This window comes from Nocardia sp. JCM 38205, from assembly GCF_058222935.1.
The window spans coordinates 213,879-239,250 of sequence record NZ_JBYHFL010000003.1 but is presented as its reverse complement, the minus strand read 5'-3'; the positions used below and the strand labels follow the sequence as shown (position 1 = coordinate 239,250).

At 68.4% G+C, this 25,372-nt stretch carries 26 protein-coding genes; 5 read left to right on the top strand and 21 right to left on the bottom strand.

From position 1 onward, the window contains the following. Nucleotides 1-141: 141 nt before the first annotated feature. The 18 genes from AC4HOU_RS12825 to ftsH form a co-directional block, all read right to left on the bottom strand. Nucleotides 142-1,074, bottom strand: a complete 933-nt coding sequence (locus tag AC4HOU_RS12825) for an esterase/lipase family protein (RefSeq protein ID WP_490724520.1) — start codon at nt 1,072-1,074, stop codon at nt 142-144. 64 nt (nt 1,075-1,138) lie between these two features. Continuing rightward, nucleotides 1,139-1,732: an anthrone oxygenase family protein gene (locus AC4HOU_RS12820; RefSeq protein ID WP_194990198.1), complete on the bottom strand. Its 594-nt coding sequence runs from the start codon at nt 1,730-1,732 to the stop codon at nt 1,139-1,141. A gap of 235 nt (nt 1,733-1,967) precedes the next feature. Next, entirely contained in the window at nt 1,968-2,591 is a 624-nt protein-coding gene (locus AC4HOU_RS12815; protein WP_163813638.1) for an FHA domain-containing protein, read from the bottom strand. Between the two features lie 147 nt (nt 2,592-2,738). Further along, on the bottom strand, nt 2,739-3,098 hold the full coding sequence (locus AC4HOU_RS12810) for a histone-like nucleoid-structuring protein Lsr2 (protein WP_036532452.1): 360 nt from the start codon (nt 3,096-3,098) through the stop codon (nt 2,739-2,741). A 115-nt stretch (nt 3,099-3,213) separates the two neighbouring features. After that, nucleotides 3,214-4,680, bottom strand: a complete 1,467-nt coding sequence (lysS, locus tag AC4HOU_RS12805) for a lysine--tRNA ligase (RefSeq protein WP_195020916.1) — start codon at nt 4,678-4,680, stop codon at nt 3,214-3,216. Between the two features lie 190 nt (nt 4,681-4,870). Further along, nucleotides 4,871-5,302, bottom strand: a complete 432-nt coding sequence (locus tag AC4HOU_RS12800) for a rhodanese-like domain-containing protein (protein ID WP_163813639.1) — start codon at nt 5,300-5,302, stop codon at nt 4,871-4,873. Beyond that, complete coding sequence (locus AC4HOU_RS12795; RefSeq protein WP_228806302.1) at nt 5,302-5,946, bottom strand: cupin domain-containing protein; 645 nt, start codon at nt 5,944-5,946, stop codon at nt 5,302-5,304. Before AC4HOU_RS12795 ends, AC4HOU_RS12800 begins: the two co-directional genes overlap by 1 nt. Nucleotides 5,947-6,113: 167 nt before the next feature. Then, the gene (locus AC4HOU_RS12790; RefSeq protein ID WP_194990197.1) at nt 6,114-6,908 is read right to left on the bottom strand and encodes a type III pantothenate kinase; all 795 of its coding nucleotides are present in this window, start codon (nt 6,906-6,908) and stop codon (nt 6,114-6,116) included. A 28-nt stretch (nt 6,909-6,936) separates the two neighbouring features. Further along, nucleotides 6,937-7,356: an aspartate 1-decarboxylase gene (gene panD / locus AC4HOU_RS12785; protein ID WP_195020508.1), complete on the bottom strand. Its 420-nt coding sequence runs from the start codon at nt 7,354-7,356 to the stop codon at nt 6,937-6,939. A 13-nt stretch (nt 7,357-7,369) separates the two neighbouring features. After that, a complete protein-coding gene (gene panC / locus AC4HOU_RS12780; protein WP_163813641.1) occupies nt 7,370-8,299 on the bottom strand; it encodes a pantoate--beta-alanine ligase in 930 nt (309 codons plus the stop codon). Then, complete coding sequence (locus tag AC4HOU_RS12775; RefSeq protein WP_194990196.1) at nt 8,296-9,228, bottom strand: Rossmann-like and DUF2520 domain-containing protein; 933 nt, start codon at nt 9,226-9,228, stop codon at nt 8,296-8,298. The genes panC and AC4HOU_RS12775 overlap by 4 nt, the downstream gene beginning before the upstream one ends. Before the next feature lie 131 nt (nt 9,229-9,359). Further along, nucleotides 9,360-10,574, bottom strand: coding sequence for a DUF6779 domain-containing protein (locus AC4HOU_RS12770; RefSeq protein ID WP_195020507.1), 1,215 nt, complete (start codon nt 10,572-10,574; stop codon nt 9,360-9,362). A 70-nt stretch (nt 10,575-10,644) separates the two neighbouring features. Then, nucleotides 10,645-11,115: a DUF3180 domain-containing protein gene (locus tag AC4HOU_RS12765; protein WP_163813710.1), complete on the bottom strand. Its 471-nt coding sequence runs from the start codon at nt 11,113-11,115 to the stop codon at nt 10,645-10,647. After that, nucleotides 11,112-11,651, bottom strand: a complete 540-nt coding sequence (gene folK, locus AC4HOU_RS12760; protein WP_195020506.1) for a 2-amino-4-hydroxy-6-hydroxymethyldihydropteridine diphosphokinase — start codon at nt 11,649-11,651, stop codon at nt 11,112-11,114. Before folK ends, AC4HOU_RS12765 begins: the two co-directional genes overlap by 4 nt. Next, nucleotides 11,648-12,055, bottom strand: a complete 408-nt coding sequence (folB, locus tag AC4HOU_RS12755; RefSeq protein WP_195020505.1) for a dihydroneopterin aldolase — start codon at nt 12,053-12,055, stop codon at nt 11,648-11,650. Before folB ends, folK begins: the two co-directional genes overlap by 4 nt. Continuing rightward, nucleotides 12,052-12,873: a dihydropteroate synthase gene (gene folP / locus AC4HOU_RS12750; RefSeq protein WP_194992575.1), complete on the bottom strand. Its 822-nt coding sequence runs from the start codon at nt 12,871-12,873 to the stop codon at nt 12,052-12,054. Before folP ends, folB begins: the two co-directional genes overlap by 4 nt. A 53-nt stretch (nt 12,874-12,926) precedes the next feature. After that, nucleotides 12,927-13,571, bottom strand: a complete 645-nt coding sequence (gene folE / locus AC4HOU_RS12745; protein ID WP_280210473.1) for a GTP cyclohydrolase I FolE — start codon at nt 13,569-13,571, stop codon at nt 12,927-12,929. A 111-nt stretch (nt 13,572-13,682) separates the two neighbouring features. Continuing rightward, entirely contained in the window at nt 13,683-16,067 is a 2,385-nt protein-coding gene (ftsH, locus tag AC4HOU_RS12740; protein WP_195020504.1) for an ATP-dependent zinc metalloprotease FtsH, read from the bottom strand. A 290-nt stretch (nt 16,068-16,357) separates the two neighbouring features. Here ftsH and AC4HOU_RS12735 point away from each other — a divergent pair, with 290 nt between their 5' ends. Then, nucleotides 16,358-17,302, top strand: coding sequence for a hypothetical protein (locus tag AC4HOU_RS12735; RefSeq protein ID WP_163813647.1), 945 nt, complete (start codon nt 16,358-16,360; stop codon nt 17,300-17,302). 49 nt (nt 17,303-17,351) lie between these two features. On the opposite strand, the gene AC4HOU_RS12730 is transcribed toward AC4HOU_RS12735, so the two are convergent. Beyond that, nucleotides 17,352-18,167: a DUF1266 domain-containing protein gene (locus AC4HOU_RS12730; RefSeq protein ID WP_163813648.1), complete on the bottom strand. Its 816-nt coding sequence runs from the start codon at nt 18,165-18,167 to the stop codon at nt 17,352-17,354. Nucleotides 18,168-18,287: 120 nt separating this feature from the next. On the opposite strand from AC4HOU_RS12730, the gene AC4HOU_RS12725 reads away from it, so the two are divergent. Beyond that, a complete protein-coding gene (locus AC4HOU_RS12725) occupies nt 18,288-18,548 on the top strand; it encodes a DUF2277 domain-containing protein (RefSeq protein WP_163813649.1) in 261 nt (86 codons plus the stop codon). Nucleotides 18,549-18,566: 18 nt separating this feature from the next. Here the strand turns inward: AC4HOU_RS12725 and AC4HOU_RS12720 are convergent, their stop codons facing one another. Further along, nucleotides 18,567-19,892 carry a PucR family transcriptional regulator gene (locus tag AC4HOU_RS12720; protein ID WP_195006914.1) on the bottom strand — a complete coding sequence of 442 codons (1,326 nt, stop codon included), beginning with the start codon at nt 19,890-19,892 and terminating at the stop codon, nt 18,567-18,569. Nucleotides 19,893-20,056: 164 nt separating this feature from the next. On the opposite strand from AC4HOU_RS12720, the gene AC4HOU_RS12715 reads away from it, so the two are divergent. The 3 genes from AC4HOU_RS12715 to AC4HOU_RS12705 all read left to right on the top strand — a co-directional run bounded on the left by AC4HOU_RS12715 (nt 20,057) and on the right by AC4HOU_RS12705 (nt 23,805). Then, nucleotides 20,057-21,661 (top strand): aldehyde dehydrogenase family protein, encoded by a 1,605-nt coding sequence (locus AC4HOU_RS12715; RefSeq protein WP_490724519.1) that lies wholly within the window; start codon nt 20,057-20,059, stop codon nt 21,659-21,661. Beyond that, on the top strand, nt 21,662-22,495 hold the full coding sequence (locus tag AC4HOU_RS12710; protein ID WP_490724518.1) for an SDR family oxidoreductase: 834 nt from the start codon (nt 21,662-21,664) through the stop codon (nt 22,493-22,495). A gap of 425 nt (nt 22,496-22,920) precedes the next feature. After that, on the top strand, nt 22,921-23,805 hold the full coding sequence (locus AC4HOU_RS12705) for a LysR family transcriptional regulator (RefSeq protein WP_163813653.1): 885 nt from the start codon (nt 22,921-22,923) through the stop codon (nt 23,803-23,805). 15 nt (nt 23,806-23,820) lie between these two features. Here the strand turns inward: AC4HOU_RS12705 and AC4HOU_RS12700 are convergent, their stop codons facing one another. Then, entirely contained in the window at nt 23,821-25,224 is a 1,404-nt protein-coding gene (locus tag AC4HOU_RS12700; protein WP_228806993.1) for an amidase, read from the bottom strand. Between the last annotated feature and the right edge of the window lie 148 nt (nt 25,225-25,372).

The window sequence follows — 25,372 nt, the reverse complement described above, 5'->3', positions numbered from 1 at the left end:
TCTAGTTGGCGGAGGATTCCGCCGCCGCCGGTCCACCCTATTGCCGACCGGCGACAGCACGGTCATTCACTCATAACGTGGCTGTTCCCGGTTTCGTTTCCGATGCGGTTTTGCCCTCAGCGAACATCGCCGATCGGGCGCTCAGCCGGTGAACGGCGCCACGAAATGGCACGGAACTTCCCGGGGATGGGCAGGGTCGAGGGCGTTGAGCACGTGCGCCGCGGCCCGCGGGCTGCCCGCGATACCGAGATGTTCGGAGTAATCCTGCGCGCAACCGTGCTGGACGACGATGTTGGTGACGTTCGGCCCCGGCGGCACCGCCGAGGTGTAGGGCACCACGATCTCCTCCATACTGCCCACGATATTGGTGTAGGTCACGCCGGGGTGGTAGATACCGTCGGCATTGAGTTCGGCCAGGAACGGCCCGCCTGCGGGCATCTGCGCACAGGCCAGGCACGGGATCGAGTTCCAGGCCTCGCCCAGCCCGACCGCGCGGGCGAAGGCGGCCACATCGGCCATGCCGAAGGCGGTGGTGCCGAGCCATGGCACCGCGAGCGAGACGATCTTGTCCACCTTGTCCGCCCCACCGAGCCGTTTGACCAGGTAATTGGCGACCAGCCCGCCCTGCGAGTGGGCGACCACATCGACCTGCCCGGCGCCGGTGGCGGCGAGCACCCGGTCGACAAAGGCGCCGAACTCGGCGGCGTTGTCCTGGATCGGCATCATGCCGCCGAGCGCCGACAGCGGCCAGGGCAGGTCGTACGCGCCGTAGGTGAGCGCGTAGACGCAGTAGCCCTCGTTGGCCAGCAGTGCGACGTAGGTGCCCCAGTTGGTCTGCGCGCCGCCGCCGGTGCCGTGCGCCAGCACCACCGGGTTGGGATGTTCGGCGGTGGGACGGCAGGACCAATCTTTGGAGCCGGGCAGCGAGCCGCCGGGGTTGGTCAGTTCGCCGGGGATGCCGGCGAAGAAGTTGTAGACGACCGGATATCGCTCGGCCTGCGCCGCCCCCGCCGAGCTGACCCACAGCGCGGCGAGGACGGCGACGATGACGGCGATGACGGGTGCTCGGCGCATGACCCCTCCCAATTTCTGTAACGCGTTCCAGAAGGCTACGTAGTGACCAGCGCCGATGGGGCCGTTACTGACGGGTAGGTTCTGAAACGAGTTCCGCTCGGGCCGGGGCCTGCGCGACCGCGACACCCGGCTGCGCGGGCAGCGCCGCGGCATCGTCGCGGCCCTGCTGCAGACCCGCGCTGAACAGCGCGCCCGTCAGCACCAGGAACGCCAGCGTGTGCAGCACCGCGCGCACGATATTCCAACGCACCCAAGCGGATTCGAACTCCGCGCGCACCGCCGCCGGATCCGCGATGGCCCCTGGATCGCCCGCCGCCATCAACTGATCATTGAGCGGGACGTTGAGCGCGATGGTCACCGCGAACGCGATCACGTTGAGTACCAACGCGACTGCGATCCACAGCAGCGTCATCCTGCGGTCCGCGCCCAGATGCAGCAGCGCCGCGAGCACGGTGAACCCGACCGTGCCGAGGAACCCGATCATGAAGGCGGGGTTGATGATCACGACATTGATCTTCTGCATGGTCTCGATCAATGCGCGATCGTCCATCCGGGCCAGCGCGGGCATCACCGAGATCGCGTACGCGTAGAAAACCCCCGCGATCAACCCGGTCGCCAATGTTGCCGCCACCAGCGCGACGATTCGCCCTACCGACATGATCTGCTCCGTTACCGTCCGGCCGCCGACGCGGCGTGTTCGTGTCCCTTCGGCTCCCGAACGGGGATCCGCATGGTCGCCCCTTCGCGGTTGCGCGGGGCGCTTGCGAACCTGTGCGTTCCGGCCGAGCGGGTGGAGCCTCGCGAGCTCCGATGACACCTATGAGTCAACAGAGTCCGGAGCCGCGCGACCATCGCCGAGACGCTCGCACCCATCAGCGAGCGTCTACGGCCGGCTACAGGTCGCGGTCGGAGATGAGTCCGCTCTGCATGGCGAGGGCTGCCAGGCGCACCCGTTTCTGGTTCTGCGGCAGATCCTCGACGCCGAATTTGGCGAACAGCGCGCGCAGGTGGGTCTTGATGGCGTCGACGCTGAGGAACAATTCCTCGGCGATCTGCTGATTGGAGGCCGGAGTGGCGAAACCGGCGCCGTGTTTGTAGGGCCTGCACAGCGCGACCAGCACCGCGCGCTGGGTGTCGGTCAGTGAGCGGGCAGTGGGGATGGTGCCGGTGGAGGCGCGGGTGGCGTCGTCGGCCACGGCACCGAATTCGTGGAACGACACCAGCGAGGTGCCGACCCGGATCCGGTCGCCCGCCATCAGCCTGCGCCTGCCGACCAGGCGCTCACCGTTGACGAAGGTGCCGTTGCGGGACAGGCCGTCATCGACGATGGTCCACTGGGCGCCCAGATATTCGACGGCCGCGTGCAGCCGCGAGACCTCGGCGTCCCAGCGCAGGGACAGATCGGCATGAGTGGAACGTCCGATGGTGACGCGCGGGTGGTCGGGATTCAGCAGGTACTCGTGCCGATGCCCGTCCGCGTCGGTGTAGCGCAGGATTGATCCGACGAAAGCTGTCACGACCTCATGACCCCAGCTCGACGGGATGACACGACTCTGCTGGATACGGTGCTGCGCACAGATCCATGGTGCCGTGCCTCGGCCACTACGAACAAGGCTGCCGCCGGGGCGTCGCACGATTCGCCCGGCGGCAGCCGCGAATTACGACTAGCTCTTGGCGGCCTTGTTGTAAGCCTCGGTGATGTCGGCCGAGATACGCCCCCTGGCATGCACCTTGTGACCATTCCGGCGCGCCCACTCACGAATTGCCGCGGTTTGTTCACGGTCCATCGGAACGCGGCTCTTGGTGGTGCTACCGGTGGTGGACGCGGCCTTCACCCGACGCCGGCCGCTCACCCGCCGAGCGTTGGCAACCCACTGCTCCATCTCTTCCCGCAGCTTGGCCGCATTTGCCGCCGACAGGTCGATCTCGTACGACACACCATCGATACCGAACTCGATGGTCTCGTCCGCGATGGACTCACCGTCGACATCGTCGATCAAGCTTACGGTGACCTTCTTTGCCATGAGATGAACGTCCTCTCGAAATCGTGCGACCCGCATACTAGGCCGATTGCCCGAGGCAAGAATACCTCTAATTCGAAAAATGCCAAGACGAGCTTCAGACGTGCAATCCGTTCGCTCAGCGAGCGGACGGTCGCACAATTGGGAACAGTATCGTTTCCCGGATTCCCAAACCAGTGAGGGCCATCAACAAGCGGTCGATTCCCATACCGGTTCCGGTGGTCGGCGGCATACCGTGTTCCATCGCGGCGAGGAAGTCCTCGTCGAGCACCATGGCCTCGTCGTCACCGGCGGCGGCCAGCCGAGCCTGATCGACAAACCGTTCGCGCTGAATCACCGGATCGACCAACTCCGAATAGCCGGTGGCCAACTCGAACCCGCGCACATACAGGTCCCACTTCTCGGTGACACCGGCCTTGTCGCGATGCTGACGGGTCAGCGGAGAAGTCTCGACCGGGAAGTCACGCACGAATGTGGGCGCGTACAACTTGTCGCCGTACTGGTGCTCCCATAGTTCCTCGACGAGTTTGCCGTGGCCGTAGCCCTTGCCTTCCGGAATTTCCAAACCGACCCGTTCGGCCAGCGCGAGTAATTCCGGAATCGTTGTTTCCGGGGTGACCTCCACGCCGAGTGAGTCCGACAGCGACGGATACATCTCGACGGTCGCCCACTCACCGCGAAGGTCATATTCGGTGCCGTCGGCGAGGGTCACCACCTGGGTGCCGAAGGCTTCCTCGGCCACTTCTTGGATCAATTCCCGGATCATGCGCGCCGAGTCGTCATAGGTGCCGTAAGCCTGATAGGTCTCCAGCATCGCGAACTCCGGCGAATGCGTGGAGTCGGCGCCCTCGTTGCGGAAGTTGCGATTGATCTCGAACACCCGCTCGAGGCCACCGACCACGCAGCGCTTCAGGAACAGCTCCGGCGCAATACGCAGGAACAGATCCATATCGAGCGCATTGGAATGGGTGACGAACGGCCTGGCCGCCGCGCCGCCGTGCAGGGTCTGCAACATCGGCGTCTCGACCTCGAGGAATCCGCGCCGCTCCAGCGCGTTGCGCAGCGCACGCACCACCGCGACCCTGGTGCGGGCCATCTGCCTGGCCTCGGGGCGCACGATCAGGTCGACGTAGCGCTGCCGGACCCGCGATTCCTCGTTCATCTCCTTGTGCGCGACCGGCAGCGGGCGCAGCGACTTGGCCGCCATGCTCCACTCGTCGGCCATCACGCTCAATTCGCCGGTTCGCGAGGAGATGACCTCACCGTGCACGAAGACGAAATCACCGAGGTCCACATCGGACTTCCAGGCCGCGAGCGCCTCGGCCCCGACCCCGTTGAGGCTGATCATGGCCTGCAATTTGGTGCCGTCACCCTCCTGGAGGGTGGCGAAGCACAACTTGCCGGTATTGCGCATGAAAATGACGCGCCCGGCCACACCGACGATGGTGCCGGTCTGGGTGTCGGGCGCCAGATCCGGATATTCGGCGCGGATCTCGGCCAGCGAATGAGTGCGCGGCACGACGACCGGATACGCCTGCCCGCCCTCGGCGAGCAGGCGCTCCCGCTTCTCCCGGCGAATCCGCATCTGTTCCGGCACGTCATCGACGTCGACGGGGCGGTTGGCGCGGCCCGCGGGAGCCGAGGCCGCGGAGCTACCGGAGGAAGGGGAGTTGGGGGTGCTCACGTTGAACTACCCTAGCGTGCACCGGAAACCGTTTTGCGTCCCGCCCGCCCCTGCTGACCGGCTGCTCCCGGCCCGGCTGAGGTGGGTATTTCTACAGCGAGGCGAGGGCGGCGACCTCACGGGCGAAATGCGGCGCCCGCGACGCCACGGTGAGTAGTCCGGCCGCCTTCAGCGCCTGGTAGCCGCCGACCAGGTCGGTGGCGCGATGCAGCCCCAATTGCTGTAGCGAGGCGGCGGCCAGGCTGGAGGTGTAGCCCTCCGAGCACAGCACGATCCATTCCACGTCGTGATCGGTGGCCAGCGCCAGCCGAGCCGAGCTGGTGGGATCGAGCCGCCATTCCAGAACATTGCGTTCGATCACCAGGGCGCCGGGCATCGTGCCCTCACGAATTCGCTGCGCCTGCGGTCGGATGTCGACCAGAATCGCGCCGCGTTCGAGCGCCTGCGGCAATTCGAAGGCGTACAGCCTGCGCAATTGCGAGCGCGCGGCGTCGAGCATCTGGTCGATGGTCTGCGGGCTCATCACATATCACCTTCGGGCTGGTCGGTGAGGACGGTGCGGGTACGGCGCAGGCCGCCGTGCCCGGTGAGTTCGTAATAGGACATGGCGGTCAACGGTGGGGAGTAGGCGTGCACGCTCAGCGTCGGATCCAGCGGACCGACCGATTCGGCGACCGACGCCGGCACGTCGAGGCCGGCGACGGGCGGCTCGGGCGCGCGCACGACGTCGTGCACCCAGCCGATCGGGAACGAGGCCTGATCACCGGCCACCAAAGTGCGATGACGCAATTCGGTTCCATTCCAACGGTATTCCGACAGCGCGCCGCTGAGCACGGTGAGCGCGCCGATGGAGCCGGCGTGATCGTGCAGCTCGGTGTGGCGGTCCGGGGTCCAGCTGATCAGCCACACATCGACCTCGTCGTCGGACAGCAGGCGGGTGGCCCAGCGTTCCTCGGTCGGCCAGCGGCCGTCGGCGGGTAGTAGGTGGTCGTAGCGGCCGGCCAGTACGTCCTCGGCGCCTTCGTCGGTCAACCGGAGCAGGTCGGCCGGGCGCAGCCGGGTGGGCAAGGCGGGGGCGACCGAACGGGTCGGGACGGGATTGGCGGCCCGTGTGCTCAGCGTGCGGGTGTCACGGGCGGACGGAAGGGAAAGAACAGAAGAACGCATGAGCGAATCTCCAGGAGGTGTGCGACGGTCGAGGACTTTACGAATGCCTCGAACGGTCGAGGCAGGTCAGCCTCGACAACACTCCTGGGTGCTCACGCGGAAATACACGTCGATGAGTGTAGCAGCCACCTCGGCGCACCGCCGATGACCTGCCCCACAGTCGCTGCTCACGCGCGCCGGTTGCGTTGGTTGCGCTCGTAGACCAGTCGCAGACCGGTCAGCGTCAGCCGGGGTTCGTGATGTTCGATGGTCTCCGATTCCGGCACGATCAGCGGTGCGCCCGCTCCCGTGGCCACCACCGCGACGTCATCGCCCGCGAACGCCTCCACGTCATCGCGGATCCGGTCGACCAGGCCGTCCACCAGGCCGGCGAAGCCGAACACCGCACCGGACTGAATGCACTCCACGGTGTTCTTGCCGACCACCGACCGTGGGCGTGCCAGCTCGACCCGGCGCAGCGCCGCACGTTCGATGAGCGCCTCGGTGGAGATCTCCACCCCGGGGGCGAGCACCCCGCCGAGGAACTCGCCCTTGGCCGAGACCAGATCGACGCAGGTCGACACCCCGAAATCGATGACGATGGCCGCGCTGGCGAACTTGTCGTAGGCGGCGAGACTGTTCACGATACGGTCCGCGCCGACCTCCTTCGGATTGTCGACCAGCAACGGAATGCCGGTCCGCACACCGGGTTCCACCACCACATGCGGTACGTGATTCCAGTACCGGTCCAGCATCAGCCGCAGTTCCCGCAGCACCGGCGGCACGGTGGACAACGCCGCGACGCCGACCACCTCGTCCAGATGCGCACCGACCAGCCCGCGCACCTGCATGGCGAATTCGTCGGCGGTCAGCAACGGGTTGGTGTGGATGCGCCAGTGCCGCGCCAGTTTCGCGTGCGCGCCGCTGCCGGAGAACAGCCCGAGTTCGATGCTGGTGGTGCGGACGTCGATGGTCAGCAGCATGTGCCGATCCTCTGCTCCCCCGCGCCCGTCAGACGAACGACAGGTCGCGCGGGGTGAGCAGGCCCGAGCCCTCGGGGGCGTGCGCCGGGTCGGAACCGAGATCGACCGGGCGGTTGCGGTCGTCGACGAAGACCACCTTCGGCGAGTACTCCTTCAGCTCCTGCTCGTCCATCATCCCGTAGGCGATCAGGATGACCAGATCGCCGGGGTGCACGAGATGGGCTGCGGCGCCGTTGATTCCGATGACACCCGAACCGCGCTCACCGGCGATCACATAGGTCTCGAGGCGGGCGCCGTTGTCGATGTCGACGATGCAGACCTGCTCGCCTTCGAGCAGATCGGCGGCGTCGAGCAGATCCTGGTCCACCGTCACCGAGCCGACGTAGTGCAGATCGGCGTGGGTCACCGTGGCGCGGTGGATCTTCGACTTCATCATGCTGCGCAACATCGTCGTCGCCTTCCTATACCGATACCTGGGCGGGCGGGGTGCTTGGATTGGGGTGGCCGTCGATCGTCGCGCCGAGAACCACCGGCATGTTGTCGATGAGCCGGGTGGCGCCGACCTTGGCCGCGATCAGCAACCGGGCATTCCCGGAGGCGGGGGCGACATCGAGGTTCGACGAACGAAGTTCGAGATAGTCCAGGTCGAGGCCGGGCACGGCGTCGAGGACGGCGCGGGCCGCGGCGAGCACCGATTCGGGACCGGCCCCGCCGGCGCGGGCGCCCGCCACCAGGGCAGCCGACAGCGCCGTCGCGGTGTCGCGCTGCTGCGGATCGAGGTAGCGGTTGCGCGAGGACAGCGCCAATCCGTCCGCCTCGCGCACGGTCGGCACGGCGACGATGGAGACATCGAAATTCAGGTCGCGCACCATCTGGCGGATCAGCGTGAGCTGCTGATAATCCTTCTCGCCGAAGAACGCCTCGTTCGGCTTGGCGATCTGCAGCAGCTTGGCCACCACGGTCAGCATGCCGGCGAAATGCGTGGGACGGGTGCCGCCCTCGAGTTCGGCGCCGAGCGGACCGGGATGAACGGTGGTGCGCGGGCCGTCCGGATACATCTCCGCCACACTCGGCGCGAAGACGATGTCGACGCCCTCGGCTCGCAGCAATTCCACGTCGGCGTCGAGGGTGCGCGGGTATTTGTCCAGATCCTCGCCCGCACCGAATTGCAGCGGGTTGACGAAGATCGAGACGATCACGACCGTGTTGGTCCGCTTGGCGCGACGCACCAGCTCGAGATGCCCTTCGTGCAGCGCGCCCATCGTCGGCACGAGACCGACCGTGCGGCCGACGCCACGCAGCGCCTTCGACACCGCCGCGACCACCGACGGGTCGTGCAGCACATTCACTTCGCCGGGCCGATAAGCGTCACGAAGTTTCGGATCCATCATCGACGCTCCTCCAGCAGTTCGATCAGGGCGGCATCGGAATCGACCCGCTCGGCGGTGCGCAACGACAGCGCACGGTAGCTCGCGGCCAGCCGCGGATCGAGCGCGTCGAGCGCTCGCAGGTGCGCGCCGACCGCGTCGGCGTCGCCCCTGGCCACCGGGCCGGTCAGCGCGGACTGGCCGCGGCGCAGGGCATTGTCGAGGGCGGCCGAGGCCAGCGGGGCGAGCAGCCGTTCGGCCAGGCCGCCGGGCGCGTCGTCGACCACCTGCTGGCCGAGCAGACCGGGGCCGTCCAGCGCGGCGCGCAACGCGGCGACCGCGTCGACGATGACCGTGACCAGGTGATTGCTGCCGTGCGCGAGCGCGGCGTGATAGAGCGTGCGGTGTTCCTCGGCGACCCGCACCGGCTCCCCGCCCATCTCGATCACCAATGACTGCGCGATGGCATAACCGATCTCGTCCGCGGCGGTGATGCCGAAACACGCATTGGCCAGCCGGGCCAGATCCTCGTCGTGGCCGGTGAAGGTCATGGCCGGATGAATGGCCAGCGGACGAGCGCCGAGTTCGGTCAGCGGAGCGAGCACGCCGACGCCGTTCGCGCCGGAGGTGTGCGCCACGAGCGTGCCGGGACGCACCACGCCGGCGGAAGCGAGTCCGCGGATCAGGCCGGCGAGTTCGCTGTCGGGCACGGCGAGGATCAGCAGCTCGCTGCTGGCGGCGACCTCTTCCACCGGCAGAATCCTGGATTCGGGCAGCCGGGTGCGCGCACGATGCACCGAGGCGTCGGAGATCGCGGACACACCGAACACCACATGTCCGGCGCGTTCCAACGCGACGCCGAAGGCCGAACCCACGCGTCCCGCCGAGACGATTCCTACCGTCAGTCGTGCGGGCGCGGGATCGGGTCCCGACGCGGCGTTGCCAGAATTCACGCTTGGCGAGGTCAACAGTGTCCTCTCGGATGTCGTTCCAGTCCCGCTCGGCGGGTACCAGACGTTACGTCACGAGAATATGGGCAAGCCCCGCCATGCGCCATGGCCGGTCCCCGTGATCTACACCGCAGTCAGCTCGACCGGTTGCTCTGCTCGGATTGCAGATTCGCCATGATCTCGGCCACCGACAGCCGCTTGGACGACGCGTCGCCCGACTCCGATTCGGCCCGCCTGCGCCGCCGTGAACTGGCCGAACCGAAGGTCGGGCCGGATTGCGCGGTGCGCGTGGGCGCTGCTGCCGGGGTGGCCGAGCCGTTGGTCGGCGCCGGATCGTCCTTCGATGCGGACGTGGCGGCCGTGGAGCTCTCCGCGGCACCGGCGCCCGCGGCCCGCGTGGCGGGATCGGCCGTTTCCGGCTCCGGCGATGTGTCCGATGATGCCGACCATGCCGGAAGCCGCTGGGCGGACGAACCCGAGGTGTCCGGTGCGGGCGGTCCGACGATGTCCTGACCGTGGAACTCGGCGGGAGCGGGCGGTCCCACCAATGTCGACTCGCCGGATGCCTGCGCGGCCGTCCACGGCGCGGCGCTGTCGTCGGGCTCGGCCGGGGTCTCGGCGAACGCATCGGCCCAGCCGGTTGTCGCGCCGAACGGGTCGGCAGCGGTGCCGTTCGCCGTGGTAGCGGGGCCGTCCTCGTGGTCGAGGGTGATGATCGAGGTCTCGGCGGTCACCGGATCGTCGAAAGGGCTGGCGAAGACCGGCGGCTGCGGATGATCGGTGTCGTAGACGGGGGTCACCGAATCGCGGGGCAGCTGCGGCCCGGCCCAGCCGTCGGCATTCGACGAGTTAACGTTCGCCGAACCGGCCGGTCGGCCGGTGAGTTCTTGGACGCGCACGGCGTCGGCGTGCAGCGCGGGGCGATCCATCGGGAGATCACCGTCGAACAGCCGCTGCAGACTCTGCCGCAGCACCGTCAGCTCGGCCCGCAGCGCGGCCATCTCGGCGGCGTCGGCACCCACTTCCTGGCGCACCCGCGCCTCCACGCCGAGCTCGTATTCGCGCCGCGCCGAGATCTCGCGATCGAGCTGCAGTTCATAGACCTTCTGCAGGTCACGGACCTTCGCCTTGTCGACGGTCGACTCCTTGCGGTACTTGGTCGCCGCGAGGGCGCCGAGCACCGCCGCCCAGAGCGCCGCGACCAAGCCGATCCGAATAAATTGCACGCTATCGCTGAAAATCAGGAAAATACTGGCAACCAGGCCGAGCAGAATCAGTGCACCGATGAACAATTTTCCCGCATAGTCCCGCCGTCGGGGGGAGCTGCTGGTACGGGAGGGTGAAACCATGCCCGCCAGGGTAGCTCGGATGACCGCGGCGGCCCAGGTTCCGGGGTGGTGATTCACCCGACCATGTTAGCTAGGTGGTAGCTGGATCGTCGGTCGGATCGTCGGGCGCGCGGCAGCAATATTCGAGCCACAGCGCCGCCGCCACCAACGCCGCCGCCGCACCGAGCCCGATCAACGCCCCCGGCACATCGGCGTCGGCCGCGCGCAGATCGCCGCGCTGCGGAAACACCCAGACGAGGAAGCCCAGCCACACCCCGGCCGCCAGCGAACCCACCTGCGCCGAAGCCTTGGCCAGCGCCACCGCCCGTGCCGCGGTGATCGGATGCAGTTGATGCGGCCCGTCACCGATGCGATGCTCGTTGACCCTGGCGCGGATGATGAACCCGAGCGCCACTTCGATCGCGGCCACCGGATACAACGAGGCTCCGGCGAAGCTGGAGATCGGCGGGAAGCTGCCGTAGGCGATGCGGGTGGCCGCCCAGGCCAGCGCCGCGGCGATCAGCAGGTTCGCGGTGAGATCAAGGGCGCGCGTGGGTTTCAGCTGCTGCACTGGCCTGCTCCCCCGCGCGTCAAGGTCAGGTCGGTGCGGTGCACGCCGTCACGTTCGGCGGCCTCGAGCCCGGCCAGCAGATCGCGCACCCGGCACATCCGGCCGTCCACGTCGAGTTCGGCGTCCGGCTCCACCGCGAGCCACGGCACCAGCACGAACGCCCGGCGGTGAGCCTGCGGATGCGGCAGCGTGAGCTCGGGATCGTCGCTGCGACAGGGGCGCCCGGCTTCGGCGCACCACACCACGTCGACGTCCAGCGTCCGCGCACCCCACCGGATTTCGCGCACGCGATCGGCCGCCTGCTCCAATTCCTGCCCGCGGCGCAACCAATCGACGCAGCCGAAGGCCGGATCCTCCACCACCACAACGGCATTGAGGTAATCGTCTTGTTCGACCCCGCCCCACGGCGCGGTCGAATACACCGGTGACACCGCGACCACCCGGGGACCGAGCCCGTCGATCACGCTGCGCAGATAGCCGAGCCGGTCACCGAGATTGGAACCGATGGACAGAACCGCGCGACTCATCCGGCCGCCCTTTCCCGGCTGGTGACCACCCGGACGTCGGCGAAGGCGTGCGGGATCGGCGCGGACGGTTTGTGCACGACCACTTCGACCGCGTCGATCCGCGGATCGCCCGCCATCACCGCATCGGCGATCTCGGCGACCACGGTCTCGATCAGATCGCGTGGCGGGCCGGCGACGATGCTCACCGCCAGATCGGCCAGCGCGCCGTAGTCGACGGTGTCGACCAGATCATCGGAGGCCGCGGCGGCGGTGAAATCGACCCATACCGTCAGGTCGACCACGAACTCCTGGCCGTCGCGTTTCTCATGGTCGAACACGCCGTGATGGCCGAAGACGCGCAGCCCGCGCAGCTCGATGCGATCACGCGCACGCCGCGACGGCGCCCCGCCTGCGGGCTCGTTCACCGCACCACTCCCGTCGCGGCCGCCGCGCGCTGCCAGGCATCGGTGACCGCGATGGCGTCGAGGGAGGCGCGCACATCGTGCACCCGCACACCCCAGGCGCCGTGCAGGGCGGCCAGCGCCGAGATGGTGGCCGTCGCGGTCTCGCGGCCGTCGGGCGGGCGCGGGCCGGACTCGTCGGCGAGCAGCGAGCCCAGAAAACGCTTACGCGAGGCGCCGATCAGCACGGGGAATCCATCGGCCACGAACTGCGGCAGCGCACCGAGCAGGGCCCAATTGTGTGCGGCGTTCTTGGCGAAACCGAGGCCGGGATCCAGGATCAGCCGGGCGGGATCCACCCCGGCGGCAACGGCGCGGCGCACCTGGGTGTCCAGTTCGGCGCGCACCTCGGCGACCACGTCGTCGTAGTGGTCGGCGGGACCGGTGTGCCGGTAGTCGGCGTCGGCCCGCCAATGCATGAGGATCCACGGAACATCCGCACCCGCCACGACCTTCACCATGTCGGCGTCGGCGCGGCCACCGGAGACATCGTTGACCACCGAGGCCCCCGCCGCGATGGCCGCCTCGGCGACCCGGGCACGCATGGTGTCGACGCTGACCGGCACACCGGCGGCGACGAGGCCGCGGATCACCGGGACCACCCGCCCCGATTCCGTTTCGGCGTCGACCCGGATCGCACCCGGCCTGGTCGACTCGCCACCGACGTCGATGATGTCGGCGCCGGCTTCGAACAGTTCGATACCGTGCCGCACGGCCAGTTCGGGATCGAGGTAGCGGCCGCCGTCGGAGAACGAATCGGCGGTCACGTTCACCACGCCCATCACCACGCAGGAACGTCCGGCGCGCGGCCGGACCCCTGGCTGCGGTGCGTGGCTCACTTGCGCAGAATCAGATCGAGCGCCTCGGCGCGCGAGGCGGCGTTGGTCTGCAACAGCCCGCGCACCGCCGACGTGGTGGTGCTCGCGCCCGGTTTGCGGATGCCGCGCATGGCCATGCACAGATGCTCGGCCTCCACCACCACGATCGCACCGCGCGGATCCAGCTTGCGCATGACGGCGTCGGCGATCTGGCTGGTCAGCCGCTCCTGCACCTGCGGACGCTTGGCGTACAGGTCGACCAGCCGGGCCAGCTTGGACAGGCCGGTCACCCGTCCGTGCGTGCCGGGGATGTAGCCGACGTGCGCCACACCGTGGAACGACACCAGGTGGTGTTCGCAGGTGGAGTACAGCGGAATATCGCGCACCAGCACCAGCTCCTGGTGCTCCTCGTCGAAGGTCGTATTGAGCACGGCGTCCGGCTCGAGGTAGAGCCCGGCGAACATCTCCCGGTACGCCCTGGCCACGCGGGCCGGGGTGTCGATCAGGCCGGGCCGGTCCGGGTCCTCGCCGACGGCGATCAGCAGCTCCCGGATCGCGGCCTCGGCGCGCGGCTGATCGAAGGGCTTGCCCGTGTGCAGCGCGATGAGCTCGGAATCGCTCAATTCCGGGCCCGGGTCATCGAGCACCGGCCGAGCGGACACGGTGGGAGCTTGGCCGTTGCTGTGATCGTTGGCCGACAATCGAGGACACCTCCAAATCTCAGGGTGCGGGCGCAGCGCCCGGCCCCGAGGATCGAGCGTAATCGGCGCTGGTCAACCCCTGCCGTTCGGTCCGTCCCAGTCCCGATTGCCGCCCTCGGGACCGGGGTTGTCGGGGTACGCGCCCCGATCGTCGTAACCGCCGCGGTCGTCGTAACCGCGTTCGGGCTGGTAGCCGTGCCTGGGCCGGCCCTCGCCGGGCTCGGGCCAGGCACCGAAACCAGGGTCGCCGGACTGCTCCTGCGGCTCGTCACGCGGTGGCCAGCCGGGCGCCGACCAGCCGGCGGGAGCGCCGTAATCGGGACGCGAACCATGCGTGGGGCCGGGGCGCTGATAGCCGGGGTGCTGCGGCATCGGATAGCCGGCCGGCGGCTGGGCCGGGCGGCCGTGCTGCGGTTGCGGCTGGTAGCCGCCCGCGGGCGGGTACCCGTTGGCCGGCGCGGGCTCGCGGGCAGCGGTCGCCGCGGCGGGCAGCGACGGCGCCACCGGCTCCGGCGGCCACGGCTCGCCGCGCTCGGCGGCCAGCTCGCCCGGGGTCTTGACCGGCGGCTTGTCCGAGGGCACGCGATCGCCGAAATCGTTGAACGCGGTGATCCGCGGCCGCTTCTCGACCGCGGCGAGGATCTGCTCGAGATCCTTGCGGTGCAGCGTCTCGCGTTCGAGCAGCGCGGTGGCCAGATCGTCGAGGACATCGCGGTAATCGTTGAGGATCGACCACGCCTCGGTGTGCGCGGCCTCGATCAGGTTGCGCACCTCCTCGTCGATGGCGCCCGCGACCTCGTGCGAGTAATCCGAGGCCTGGCCCATCGAGCGGCCGAGGAACGGATCGCCCGCCTCCTGGCCGTAGCGCACCGCGCCGAGGCGCGCGCTCATGCCGTATTCGGTGACCATCGCGCGGGCGATCTTGGTGGCCTGATCGATATCGGAGGACGCGCCCGTGGTCGGCTCGTGGAACACCAGCTCCTCGGCCGCACGGCCGCCCATCGCCATCACCAGGCGGGCGATCATCTCCGAGCGGGTCATCAGGCCCTTGTCGTCCTCCGGCACCGTCATCGCGTGACCGCCGGTGCGGCCGCGGGCCAGGATGGTGACCTTGTAGACCGGCTCGATATCGGGCATCGCCCAGGCCGCGAGGGTATGGCCGCCCTCGTGGTAGGCGGTGATCTTCTTCTCGTGCTCGCTGATGATGCGGCTCTTGCGGCGCGGACCGCCGATCACCCGGTCGACCGATTCCTCGAGCGATTCACCGGTGATCATCGAGCCGTTCTCGCGGGCGGTGAGCAGCGCAGCCTCGTTGATGACGTTGGCCAGATCGGCGCCGGACATACCGACGGTGCGCTTGGCCAGCCCGTCCAGATCGGCGTCCGGGGAGATCGGCTTGCCCTGCGAATGCACCCGCAGGATGGCGCGACGGCCGGCCAGGTCGGGGTTGCCGACCGGGATCTGGCGGTCGAAGCGGCCCGGGCGCAGCAGCGCCGGGTCGAGGATGTCGGGCCGGTTGGTGGCCGCGATCAGGATGATGCCGGTGCGATCGCCGAAGCCGTCCATCTCGACCAGCAGCTGGTTGAGGGTCTGCTCGCGTTCGTCGTGGCCACCGCCGAGGCCCGCGCCGCGCTGACGGCCGACCGCGTCGATCTCGTCGACGAAGATGATGCACGGGCTGTTCTGCTTGGCCTGTTCGAACAGGTCACGCACGCGGGAGGCGCCGACACCGACGAACATCTCGACGAAGTCGGAACCGGAGATGGTGAAGAACGGCACCCCGGCCTCGCCCGCGACCGCGCGCGCCAGCAGCGTCTTACCGGTGCCGGGCGGGCCGTAGAGCAGCACGCCCTTGGGGATCTTCGCGCCGAGCGCCTGGTAGCGCACCGGGTTCTGCAGGAAGTCTTTGATCTCGTAGAGCTCTTCGACGGCCTCGTCGGCGCCGGCCACATCGGCGAAGGTGGTCTTCGGCATGTCCTTGGACAGCTGTTTGGCCTTCGATTTCCCGAAGCCCATCATGCCGCCGCGACCACCGCCCTGCATCCGCGACATCACGAAGATGAACAGGCCGAGCAGGATGATCATCGGCAGCACGAACAGCAGGATCTGGGTGAGCCAGCTGTCCTGTTTGACCACCGTGTTGTACGGGGCGCCGGACTTCTGCACCGCGTCGAAGATCTGCGCGGCGGTCTGGCTGCCACCCGGGTACTTGGCGATGATCTTGGTCTCGCCGCTGGTGGCCTCGTTGCCGTTGTTCAGCTCGATCCGCAGCTGCTGCTCACGGTCGTCGATCTGAACGTTCTTGACGTTGCCCTGTTCCTGGAGCTGGCTCAACGCCACCGAGGTGTCGACGTTCTTCCAGCCGCGCGTGTCGTTGCCGAAATAGCTGAACAGATAGATCACGAGCAGAATGCCCGAGACTATCGCCAGGGTGCGAAACACAGTCTTGCGGTTCATAGAGCGTCGGCCGGGCGGCCAGTCCTTTCCGGTGTCTCCGGTTTTTGCCTAGCGATGCGAACGGATGCGGACATGCCACGTTACCGCGTACGGTCTATCCGATACATCGCGCAGTTCGGCCGGTGATGGGAGTTCAACAGGTAAACGGCCGGACAACGCCCGTGGTTCCCGATCTCTCCGGCCTGGTTTGTGCCGAGTGGTCACAATCATGGCATGTTCGGCCTATCGTGAGCGACGGCACAGTGCGGTGCCCCGCCGAGAGCACCCCAACCACATTGAGCGCAGGGGGTATGGACATAGTCGAGCTACGGACACCCACAGCGATAGTGCGCCACGGCCGGGGGCGGCTGATCGTCCTACGACCCGGCACCGACGGCGAGCGCGTGCTCGACGTCCCGGTGACCGACCTGCTCAAGGTCCGCCTGAACCGGCGCGCCGACGACGCGGTCGTCATCGAGATCTACCTCCGATATCCCACCCCCGTCCTCACCGGTGTGCCCGCGGACCGCACGCCGCTGCCGGTGTTGATCGCCGAGCACGACGTGCCCGCCGCGGTCGAGATCGTCGACCGGATCAACGATCAGATCCTGGATTTCCAGCGCATCGATGTCGCGGCGCCGGATCTGACCCCGCCGGCTCCGGAATGGAATTCCGGCGGCCCCGTCCGCGCCGATGTGGAGCGCGCGGTGCGCCGGATGGCGCCGCGCAAGGAAGCGAAATCCGCGATCAACGCCCTGCACCGGCTGGCCTCGGCCGATGAATACGTGCTGGAAACGGCGCTGGCCGTCGCCCATCCCCCGGCCGGGCACGGTCAGGGGCTACTGGCCGCCACCACCCAGCGATTGCTGTTCATCTCCCTCGGCAACGGCGAGCGGTACGCCCACGAACTGGCCATCGCCGCCATCATGTGGGCGCGCAGCACCGACGGCACGGCGAGCGCGCCGGGCGAGATCGGTACCCTGCGCACCGATACCGGCATCGACGTGCACGACGGCAATCAGACGCTGCATTTCACCGGGCTCGATCGGGCCGACACCCAACGCGTCACCTGCGCGGTGAACTTCGCGATCCGGCTGGAATCGGCCGACGGCGTGGCCGGGCCCGCCGATCCCGGCACCGCCCAGCTGTACGCGGAGTGGGAGCTGCTGGTGGAGCGGCATTCGCTCGGCATGGTCGACGACACGCAATTCCAGCGGTACGGGCGCGGCATCCTGCGGTCGCTGCCCGGGGTGTAGCCAGCCGATCGCACGCGGGCCCGAATGCGATCGGGCCCGCGGCGATGCCTCAGTTCAGGCCGATGCGCCGCCACGGGCTAGTCGGCCGGGTCCACAGGCGCAGCAGCTCCATCCTGCGGTCGACGCCGCCGTCCTTGAGCACGGCCAGATCCTCGGTGGCCTGCCAGTAGGTCCAGCCGGTCAGGTAGGCGTCGCCGAATTGCCGCCAGTTGCGGTAGCGCCGCCGCGCCAGCGGCAGCGCCCGCGCCAGGTAGCTCCAGGCGATATCGGCGTCCAGATAGCCCGCGGTGAACGCCATCCGCGCGACCGCGACCACCCGCGCCAGATCCCAGGCGTAGATATCGCCGGGCAGCGGGCGCGAAAGATGCTCGGTGAAACCGATCTTGATGGCCTGGGACCAGATGTCGTAATCGCGGACCAGCGCCTCCGGATTGTCCATCCCCCGAAACGATCCGACCTGACGCAGGAAAGCGCGGTGCCGGTCGGCGCGCTCCCCGAAACGGTCGCGTTCACTGGCATTGATGGATGCCATCACCAGTGGATGCACCAGCGCGTACAGCGGCGCGTGCATGCCGTCGAGCAGCTGTTCCATCGATGCGCGCGCCTCGGTGCCGTCGGTGATGCCCCAGGCGCCGGTGAGGGTGTCGATGGCCAGTTCGCGGCGATCGCCGAGTGGGTGCTCGCGCTCGGGGCCGAGCAGCAGCTCGTCGTGGAAGGCGTCCCAGCGGGCGGAATAGAACGCACCGAGGGCCAGCGCGCGCAATTGATCGTCGGTGATCTGCGCACCGGACCAGTGGTCGTCCTCGCGCTGATCGAGCTCCTCGTACGGGAATGTTGTCAACGTAGGTAGACCGCGGGCAGGCATAGGGCGAGTCTAGGTGCCCGGGACCTCTCGGTGGCCGGTTCACCGAGCGCGTTCAAAGGTTTTTCACATCTTCGAATTCTTGGCCTGCCGAGCGCGGCGCCGGAGGGCTAATGTGCATTCATGTGTAGAAACATCACCGTCTTGCGTGGTCTGGAGCCTGCCGCTACCGAGCAGGAAATCTATGCCGCCGCATTGCAATACGTGCGCAAGGTCGGTGGCTTGACCGGCCTGAGCTCCACCACCAAACCGGCGGTCGACAAGGCCGTCGCCGCGATCGCCGCCGCGACCACCCAATTACTCGCCGAACTACCCGACCGCCGGGTGCCGCCGAGCACCGAACCGCCGCTGCGCCGCATCGCCGCCCGCGAAGCCCAGGCGTAGTGGTTCAGGCGTAGTGGCTCAGGCGTTGTCGCCGGGTAGTACGTCCTGACCGTAGGCGGCGACGCAGGCGAGGGCGGTCTGCAACGGCAGCGCGCGCTCGTCGATGCGATGGCCGAGTAGTTCCTCGATCCGCTGGATCCGATAGCGGACGGTGTTCTTGTGTACACCGAGTAGTTTCGCCGCGGCCTCCGGGCTGTGCTGGCTGCGCAGGTACGCGCGCAGCGTCTCGCGCAGCCGGGCCGAGCCCGCGTCGCGGCGGGCCAGTGCCCGCAACTCGCGCGCGATCAGCGCGCGCATGGCCGTCTCGTCGACGCCGGCCAGATACGCGATCTCCACCTCGCGGTAGGCCGTGATCCTCGGCCCGTTCGCCGGGCCGCGTTCGGCGACGTGGCGGGCCGCCATCGCCTCTTCATGGCTGCGCCGGAAACCGGCCACTCGCTCGCCCGGGACCCCGAGCGCGATCCGCACCGGCGCCTCGACCAGGTGCGCGAGCCCGTCCACTTCCGTGATCCGGTCCGGCGCACCGTCCAGCCCGATCCAGGCCCACATCCCGCTCGCGCCCGAGGCGACAGTGAGCACGCGGTTGCTGCCGAGCTCGGCGGCCAGCCTGGCACAGACCCGATCGAGCACACCGCTCATCTCGCTGTCGGCGCCGGCTTCGGCGGGCTCGTCGGCCCACAGCACCACACCGAGATGCTGCTGGTTGAGCCGGTAGCCGAGCCGGGTCGAGGCCTGCTCGAGATCGACGTCGTCGCCGGCCAGCAGGGCCCGCACGGTTTCGGTGCGGCGATTGAGGGCAGCGCGCAGGACGCGTTCGCGCTCCTCGAGATAGGTCTCGGTCAGCGTCTCCACCGATGCGCCCACCCATTGCGTGGCCCGCTCGAACATCCGCATCATCACCACGCGTTCGATCGGATAGGGCGTGCGCCGCTGGTCCAGCGCCTCGGTGAAGTAATCGAGCACCGCGGCCAGTCCCGCGTGGTAGGTGCGCAGCAGCATCTTCAGCTCGAATCCGCGGCGGGCGAGCGTTTTGGCGAAGGCGTGCGCCTCGTGCGGCAGCACCGGCTCGATCGTGTCGCTGGTGAGCCCGCTCAGCACCACCCTGGCATGGGCGCGGGTGCTGGCCGCGAGATCGCGGCGCATATCCCGGTCGGCGAGTTCGGGGATGCGGGCGACGATGGCGTTGTCGAGCCGGGCGACCACCTGATCCAGGGTTTCGCTGCGCAACGTCTCGTAGACGAATTCGGCCAGCCAGTACCGGACCTGCTCATTGGTCGGAGCCGGACCACCGGCGGCGGGCTGTTCGAGCGGGACCGGGCCAGCGGGCGGAACCGGGTTCGTCATCGGCCACCTCATGAACTTCGAGTTGTATCGAGAGCACAAAACCCTCTCGCCTCGCTTGACAAACGAAGCCAAGAATGTCGGCGTCGATTGTGCCACGATCATAGTTCGTGAGCTGCTTCACAGCAGCTGAGCACAGCCAGAGCCACGACGTAGTGGGAGAGACCGTGACCGACACCGAATCCGCCCGACCGACGAAACGAACGACGACGCGCAAGAAACCGGCCGCGCCCGGCGTGATCGAGGCGCGCAATCCGGCCACCGGCGAGGTCGTCGGCACAGTGCCCGAGGTCTCGGCCGACGATGTCGCCGCCAAGGTCCGTGAGCTGCGCCTGTACCAGCCGGAGTGGGAGGCCATCGGCCCCGAGGGCCGCAAGGAATGGTTGCTGAAGCTGCAGGACTGGCTCATCGACAACACCGAGCACCTGGCCGACGTACTGCAATCGGAGACCGGCAAGCCGCGGGTGGACGCGCTCATCGACCCCGCCTTCTCGGTCGATCTGACCGGCTACTACGCCCGGCGCGCGGCGAAGTTCCTCGCCGATGAGAACCCGTCACCGCACAGCCCGTTGGCGCGCACCAAGAAACTGACGGTCGCGTTCAAGCCTTATCCGGTGGTCGGCGTGATCACGCCGTGGAACTTCCCGCTGGCCATGCCGGTGGTCGATGTCATCCCCGCGCTCGCCGCCGGCGCCGCGGTGATCCTCAAGCCCTCCGAGGTGACCCCGCTTTCGGCGGTCGAGCTGGCACGCGGCTGGGCCGAGATCGGCGCGCCGCCGGTCTTCGCGGTGGTGACCGGTGCCGGTGCGACCGGTGCCGCGGTGGTGGACAACGCCGACTACATCCAGTTCACCGGTTCCACGGCCACCGGCCGCAAGATCGCCGCGGCCTGCGTCGAGCGGCTGATCCCCTACAGCCTCGAACTCGGCGGGAAGGATCCGGCCATCGTGCTGGCCGACGCCGATATCGATCGGGCCGCGCACGGCATCGCCTTCGGCGGCATGTTCAACGCGGGCCAGGTGTGCATCTCGGTGGAGCGGGTCTACGTCGAGGCGCCGGTCTACGACGAATTCGTCGCCAAACTCACCGCCAATGTCGCCGCGCTGCGCCAGGGCATCGATGGCCGCACGCCGAATCACGACGTGGGCGCGCTGGCCAACGAGAACCAGGTGAACATCGTGCAGCGGCATGTCGACGAGGCCGTCGCGGCCGGCGCGAAGGTGACCACGGGCGGCAAGCGCACCGGGGTCGGCACCTTCTTCGAGCCCACGGTGCTCGTCGACGTCGACCACTCGATGTCGTGCGTCGCCGAGGAGACCTTCGGCCCGACGCTGCCAGTCATGAAGGTGGCCGACGAAGCCGAAGCGATCCGGCTGGCCAACGACTCCATCTACGGCCTGTCCGCCTCGGTGTGGACCGGCGACAAAGATCGTGGTGAGCGGGTGGCGCGGCAGCTGTCGGCAGGCGCAGTGAACATCAACGACGTCTTCTCCAACATGTTCAGCTTCGCGCTGCCGATGGGCGGCTGGGAGAAGTCGGGCGTCGGCGCACGCTGGGGCGGGCCGAACGGTGTGCGCAAATACTGCCGCGCACAGGCGATCACCAAACCGATCCTGCCCACGCAGGAAAAGGAACTGATCTGGTTCCCGTATCAGGTACCCAAGATCCTGTTCGCGCTCGGCGCGATGCGGGCGGCGGGTGCGCGCGGTCTGCGCCGGCTCGATGTGCCGGCGCTGCTGCGACTCAAGGGCGATTCGAAGGGTGCGGAGTAAATGGCAGACGCGATGAAGATTCGCGGCAAGGTCGTCGTCATCACCGGCGGCGCGCGCGGCATCGGGCTGGCGACAGCGACGGCGTTGCAGGCCCTCGGGGCCAAGATCGCCATCGGCGACATCGATGAGGTGACGGTCAAGGAGTCGGGCAGCAGCCGCGACTTCGAGGTGTACGGCCGCTTGGACGTCACCGATCCGGCCTCGTTCGAGGCCTTCCTCGACGAGGTGGAGCGCACCCTCGGCCCGATCGATGTGCTGATCAACAACGCCGGCATCATGCCCACCGGCAAGTTCGCCGAGGAGCCGGATCAGGTGACCCGCCGCATCCTCGACATCAACGTCTACGGCGTGATCCTCGGTTCGAAGCTGGCGCTGGCGCGGATGCTGCCGCGGCGCAGCGGGCACATCATCAATATCGCCTCGCTGGCCGGTGAGACCCACATTCCGGGTCTGGCCACCTACAACGCCAGCAAGCACGCGGTGCTCGGATTCACCGATACGCTGCGCGAGGAGTACCGGGGCACGGGTGTCAGCTTCTCCTCGGTGCTGCCGACGTTGACCAAGACCGAACTCGGCTCCGGGGTCAGCACGCCGAAGATTCTGCGCCCGGCGGAGCCGGAGGAGATCGCCGATGCCATCGCGGAGCTGATCGCTGCGCCGAAGTCGAAGGTCAGGGTGACCGCCGTGGCCGGTGCGATCGCCCAGGTGGTCAATCTGCTGCCGGAATCCTGGGGCGATGGGCTGGCGCGGGCGCTGGGTTCCAACCGCGCCTTCCTCGATGACGTCGATACCGCGCAGCGCAAGGCCTACGAGGAACGCGCGCGCAACGTCTGAGCCGATTGTGGCGCGCGCTACGGCGCCGTGACCGTCCTCGTGACGGGCGCGGCGCCGTAGCGCGTTCTCAGCTGTGGGCGGATTTCGGCGCCCGGCAAACCTGATTGTGAGCAACATCACTGCATGTGCCCTGAGCGCCTCTCCTCGCCACGGGTCGCCGGAGCCGGAGACCCGATCAGGAACACTCGCGTACATGAAACAAGCTCTGACCTCGGCCACATCCGCCCTGGTCATCAGCCCAGGAAGACGACGCTCCAGCGTCCCGGGCCATGCATCCCGGATACTCGCCGAATCCGGTAGTGCGCAACACCATCACAGGCCATATGCTGTGACTAACAAACCTGTTGACCGTTTCGGGCCGAGATTCCGAACTTCCCGGTTTGATTAGGCTGGAAATCCGGCACCAATTCTGATAGCAATAGGCTATGGACCCGCATTTGCGCGACCTGCGGTATTTCGTCGCTGTCGCTGAGGAACTGCATTTCACCAACGCCGCACAGCGGCTGCACATCGCACAACCCACCCTCTCGCGCCAGATCCGCCAGCTGGAACGCCAGCTCGATGTGGTCCTGTTCGATCGCAATCAGCGCAGTGTGGCACTCACCGTCGCGGGCAAGGAACTGCTCGACGGCGCCCGCAAGATCCTCGAGCTCTGGGAAGTCACCAACTCCTCCCTGCAAGAGGCCGGCGAGGTGCTGCGCGTCGGCATCCAATCCACCCTCGGTCGCGGGCTGCTCAACGACCTGGAAAGCGCCAGCGGGCACCGGCTCGCCCTGCACGCCGCCTCCTGGACCGACCCGTCCAGCGGCTTGGCCGGCCGGCAGGCCGATCTGGCGCTGGTCTGGCTACCGCTACCGGATCCGAACCGGTACCGCTGGGAGGTGCTGCGCACCGAGGACCGCTGGGTGCTACTGCCGGAGAACCACCGGCTGGCCGATCAGGACACCATCGACTTCGCCGACCTGATGGACGAGCCGTTCGTGGCGCTGCCGCCCGAGGCGGGCGCGGTCCGCGATTTCTGGCTCGGCAACGACGGTCGCGGCGGGCGTCAGCCCAAGATCGGCGCCGAGGCCGCGACGCCCGAGGACAAGCTGGAGGCCGTCAGCCTCGGCCTCGGCGTATGCCTGCTCGCCGAGAACAACGTGCCGATGTACCGGTGGCCCGGTCTGACCGCCCGCCCCGTCACCGGGCTCGCCCCGTGCGAGCTGGCGGTGGCCTGGCGCGCCGACGACAACCGGCCGACCATCCTGGAATTCGCCGGCCGGGCCGCGCAGGGCGGGTTCGCCGGCAAACCCGCCCTTGCGGTCTGAACCACCGGGACCGAACTAGTCCTGCCCGGACGGCCGATCCGCGGCCGTCCGGGGCCACGGATGCTGCTGCTCCAGCTGAGCCGCCAGCCGCAGCAACGTCGACTCGCTGCCCGGCGGGCCCGCCAGCTGCGCCGCCACCGGCGTCCCGGACTCCGGATGCAGCCCCATCGGCACCGTCATCGCCGGCCACCCGACGAGATTCCACATCGGGGTGAACGGTGAATAGCGCGGGCTGTTGAGGAAATTGGTCAGCCAGCCCTTGGCATGCCAGGCCTTTGCCTGCGGCGGCGGCAGTGCCAGCGCCGGGGTGATCACCACGTCGAAGTTCTCGAAGAACTCGACCAACCTCGCCTCCACCCGTTCGACCTGCGCGGGCCGCACCAGGTTCAGCCGGACGATCAAGCGGCCGAGCGCCAGATGACGACGGGTGCGTTTCTGCAACAGCTGCGGCTGCGGCAGCTCGTCGGCCTCCGGGATCGCCAGCATCGGCCAGCGCAGCATCACCGCGGTCACCGCGTCGCCGTAGGGCAGTTTCACCGAGTCGACCGCGTGCCCGGCCGCGGCCGCCGCCGATCCGGCCGTGCGCGCGGCGGCGGTCCAATGCCGGTCCACCTTGATCAGCGGACTCGGCGCGTTGACGGCGAGCGCGACGCGCAACGGTGCCGCGGCGTCGACGTCGGCCAATTCCGGCCGCCCCGCCATCACCGACAGGGTGAGCGCCGCGTCGGCGACAGTCGTTGCCAGCACACCGTTTTCGGTCATCCCGGCCCACGAGTCCGGCCCGACCTCGGCCGGAACCACCCCGCGCCCCGGCTTGATCCCGACGACGCCGCAGCAGGCCGCCGGAATGCGCACCGAACCAAGACCGTCGTTGCCGTGCGCGACCGGAACCAGCCCGGCCGCCACCGCCGCCGCGGCCCCACCCGAGGATCCGCCGCAGGTGCGCTCGGGATTCCACGGGTTGCGGGTGATGCCGTCGGGACCGTCGGTCATGCCCCACAGGCTCAGTTCCGGCACCGTGGTCAGCCCGACGACCACCGCGCCCGCCTCCCGCAGCCGGGAGACCACGGGATGGTCGGCGGTGGCCGGAGCCGGATCGGTGGCAAGCGATCCGTCCAGCACGGTCTCGCCCGTCACCGCGACATTGTGTTTGATCGCCACCGGCACACCGGCCAGCGGCAGCGCGTCCAGATCACGCTGCTCCAGTTCGGCCGCCTCCGCGCGCGCCCGCTCCGCACGCACCACGTCGAAGGCGTATACCTCGGCATTGCCCTCGTCGATCCGGGTCAGCGCGGCGTCCACCTCCGCTGTCGGCGTCGTCGATCCCTCCCGCACCCGGGCCGCGGTCGTGACGACCGGGCCGGGTGGAGTGATCGTGTCATTGCCCGCATGCGAATTCGCGGGCTCGTGTGCCCCCATCGGTGCCCTCCTGCCGTGGCCTGCCCGTCGTCGGGCCCGGCCGCGCTCATCCAGCTCGTAGCCCGACGCGACGTTGCCGAAACCGGGTGAGACACCGTTCCGGTGGACGTATCATTTCCGATTACCGGTCGCCGTCGATGGCGTCGGG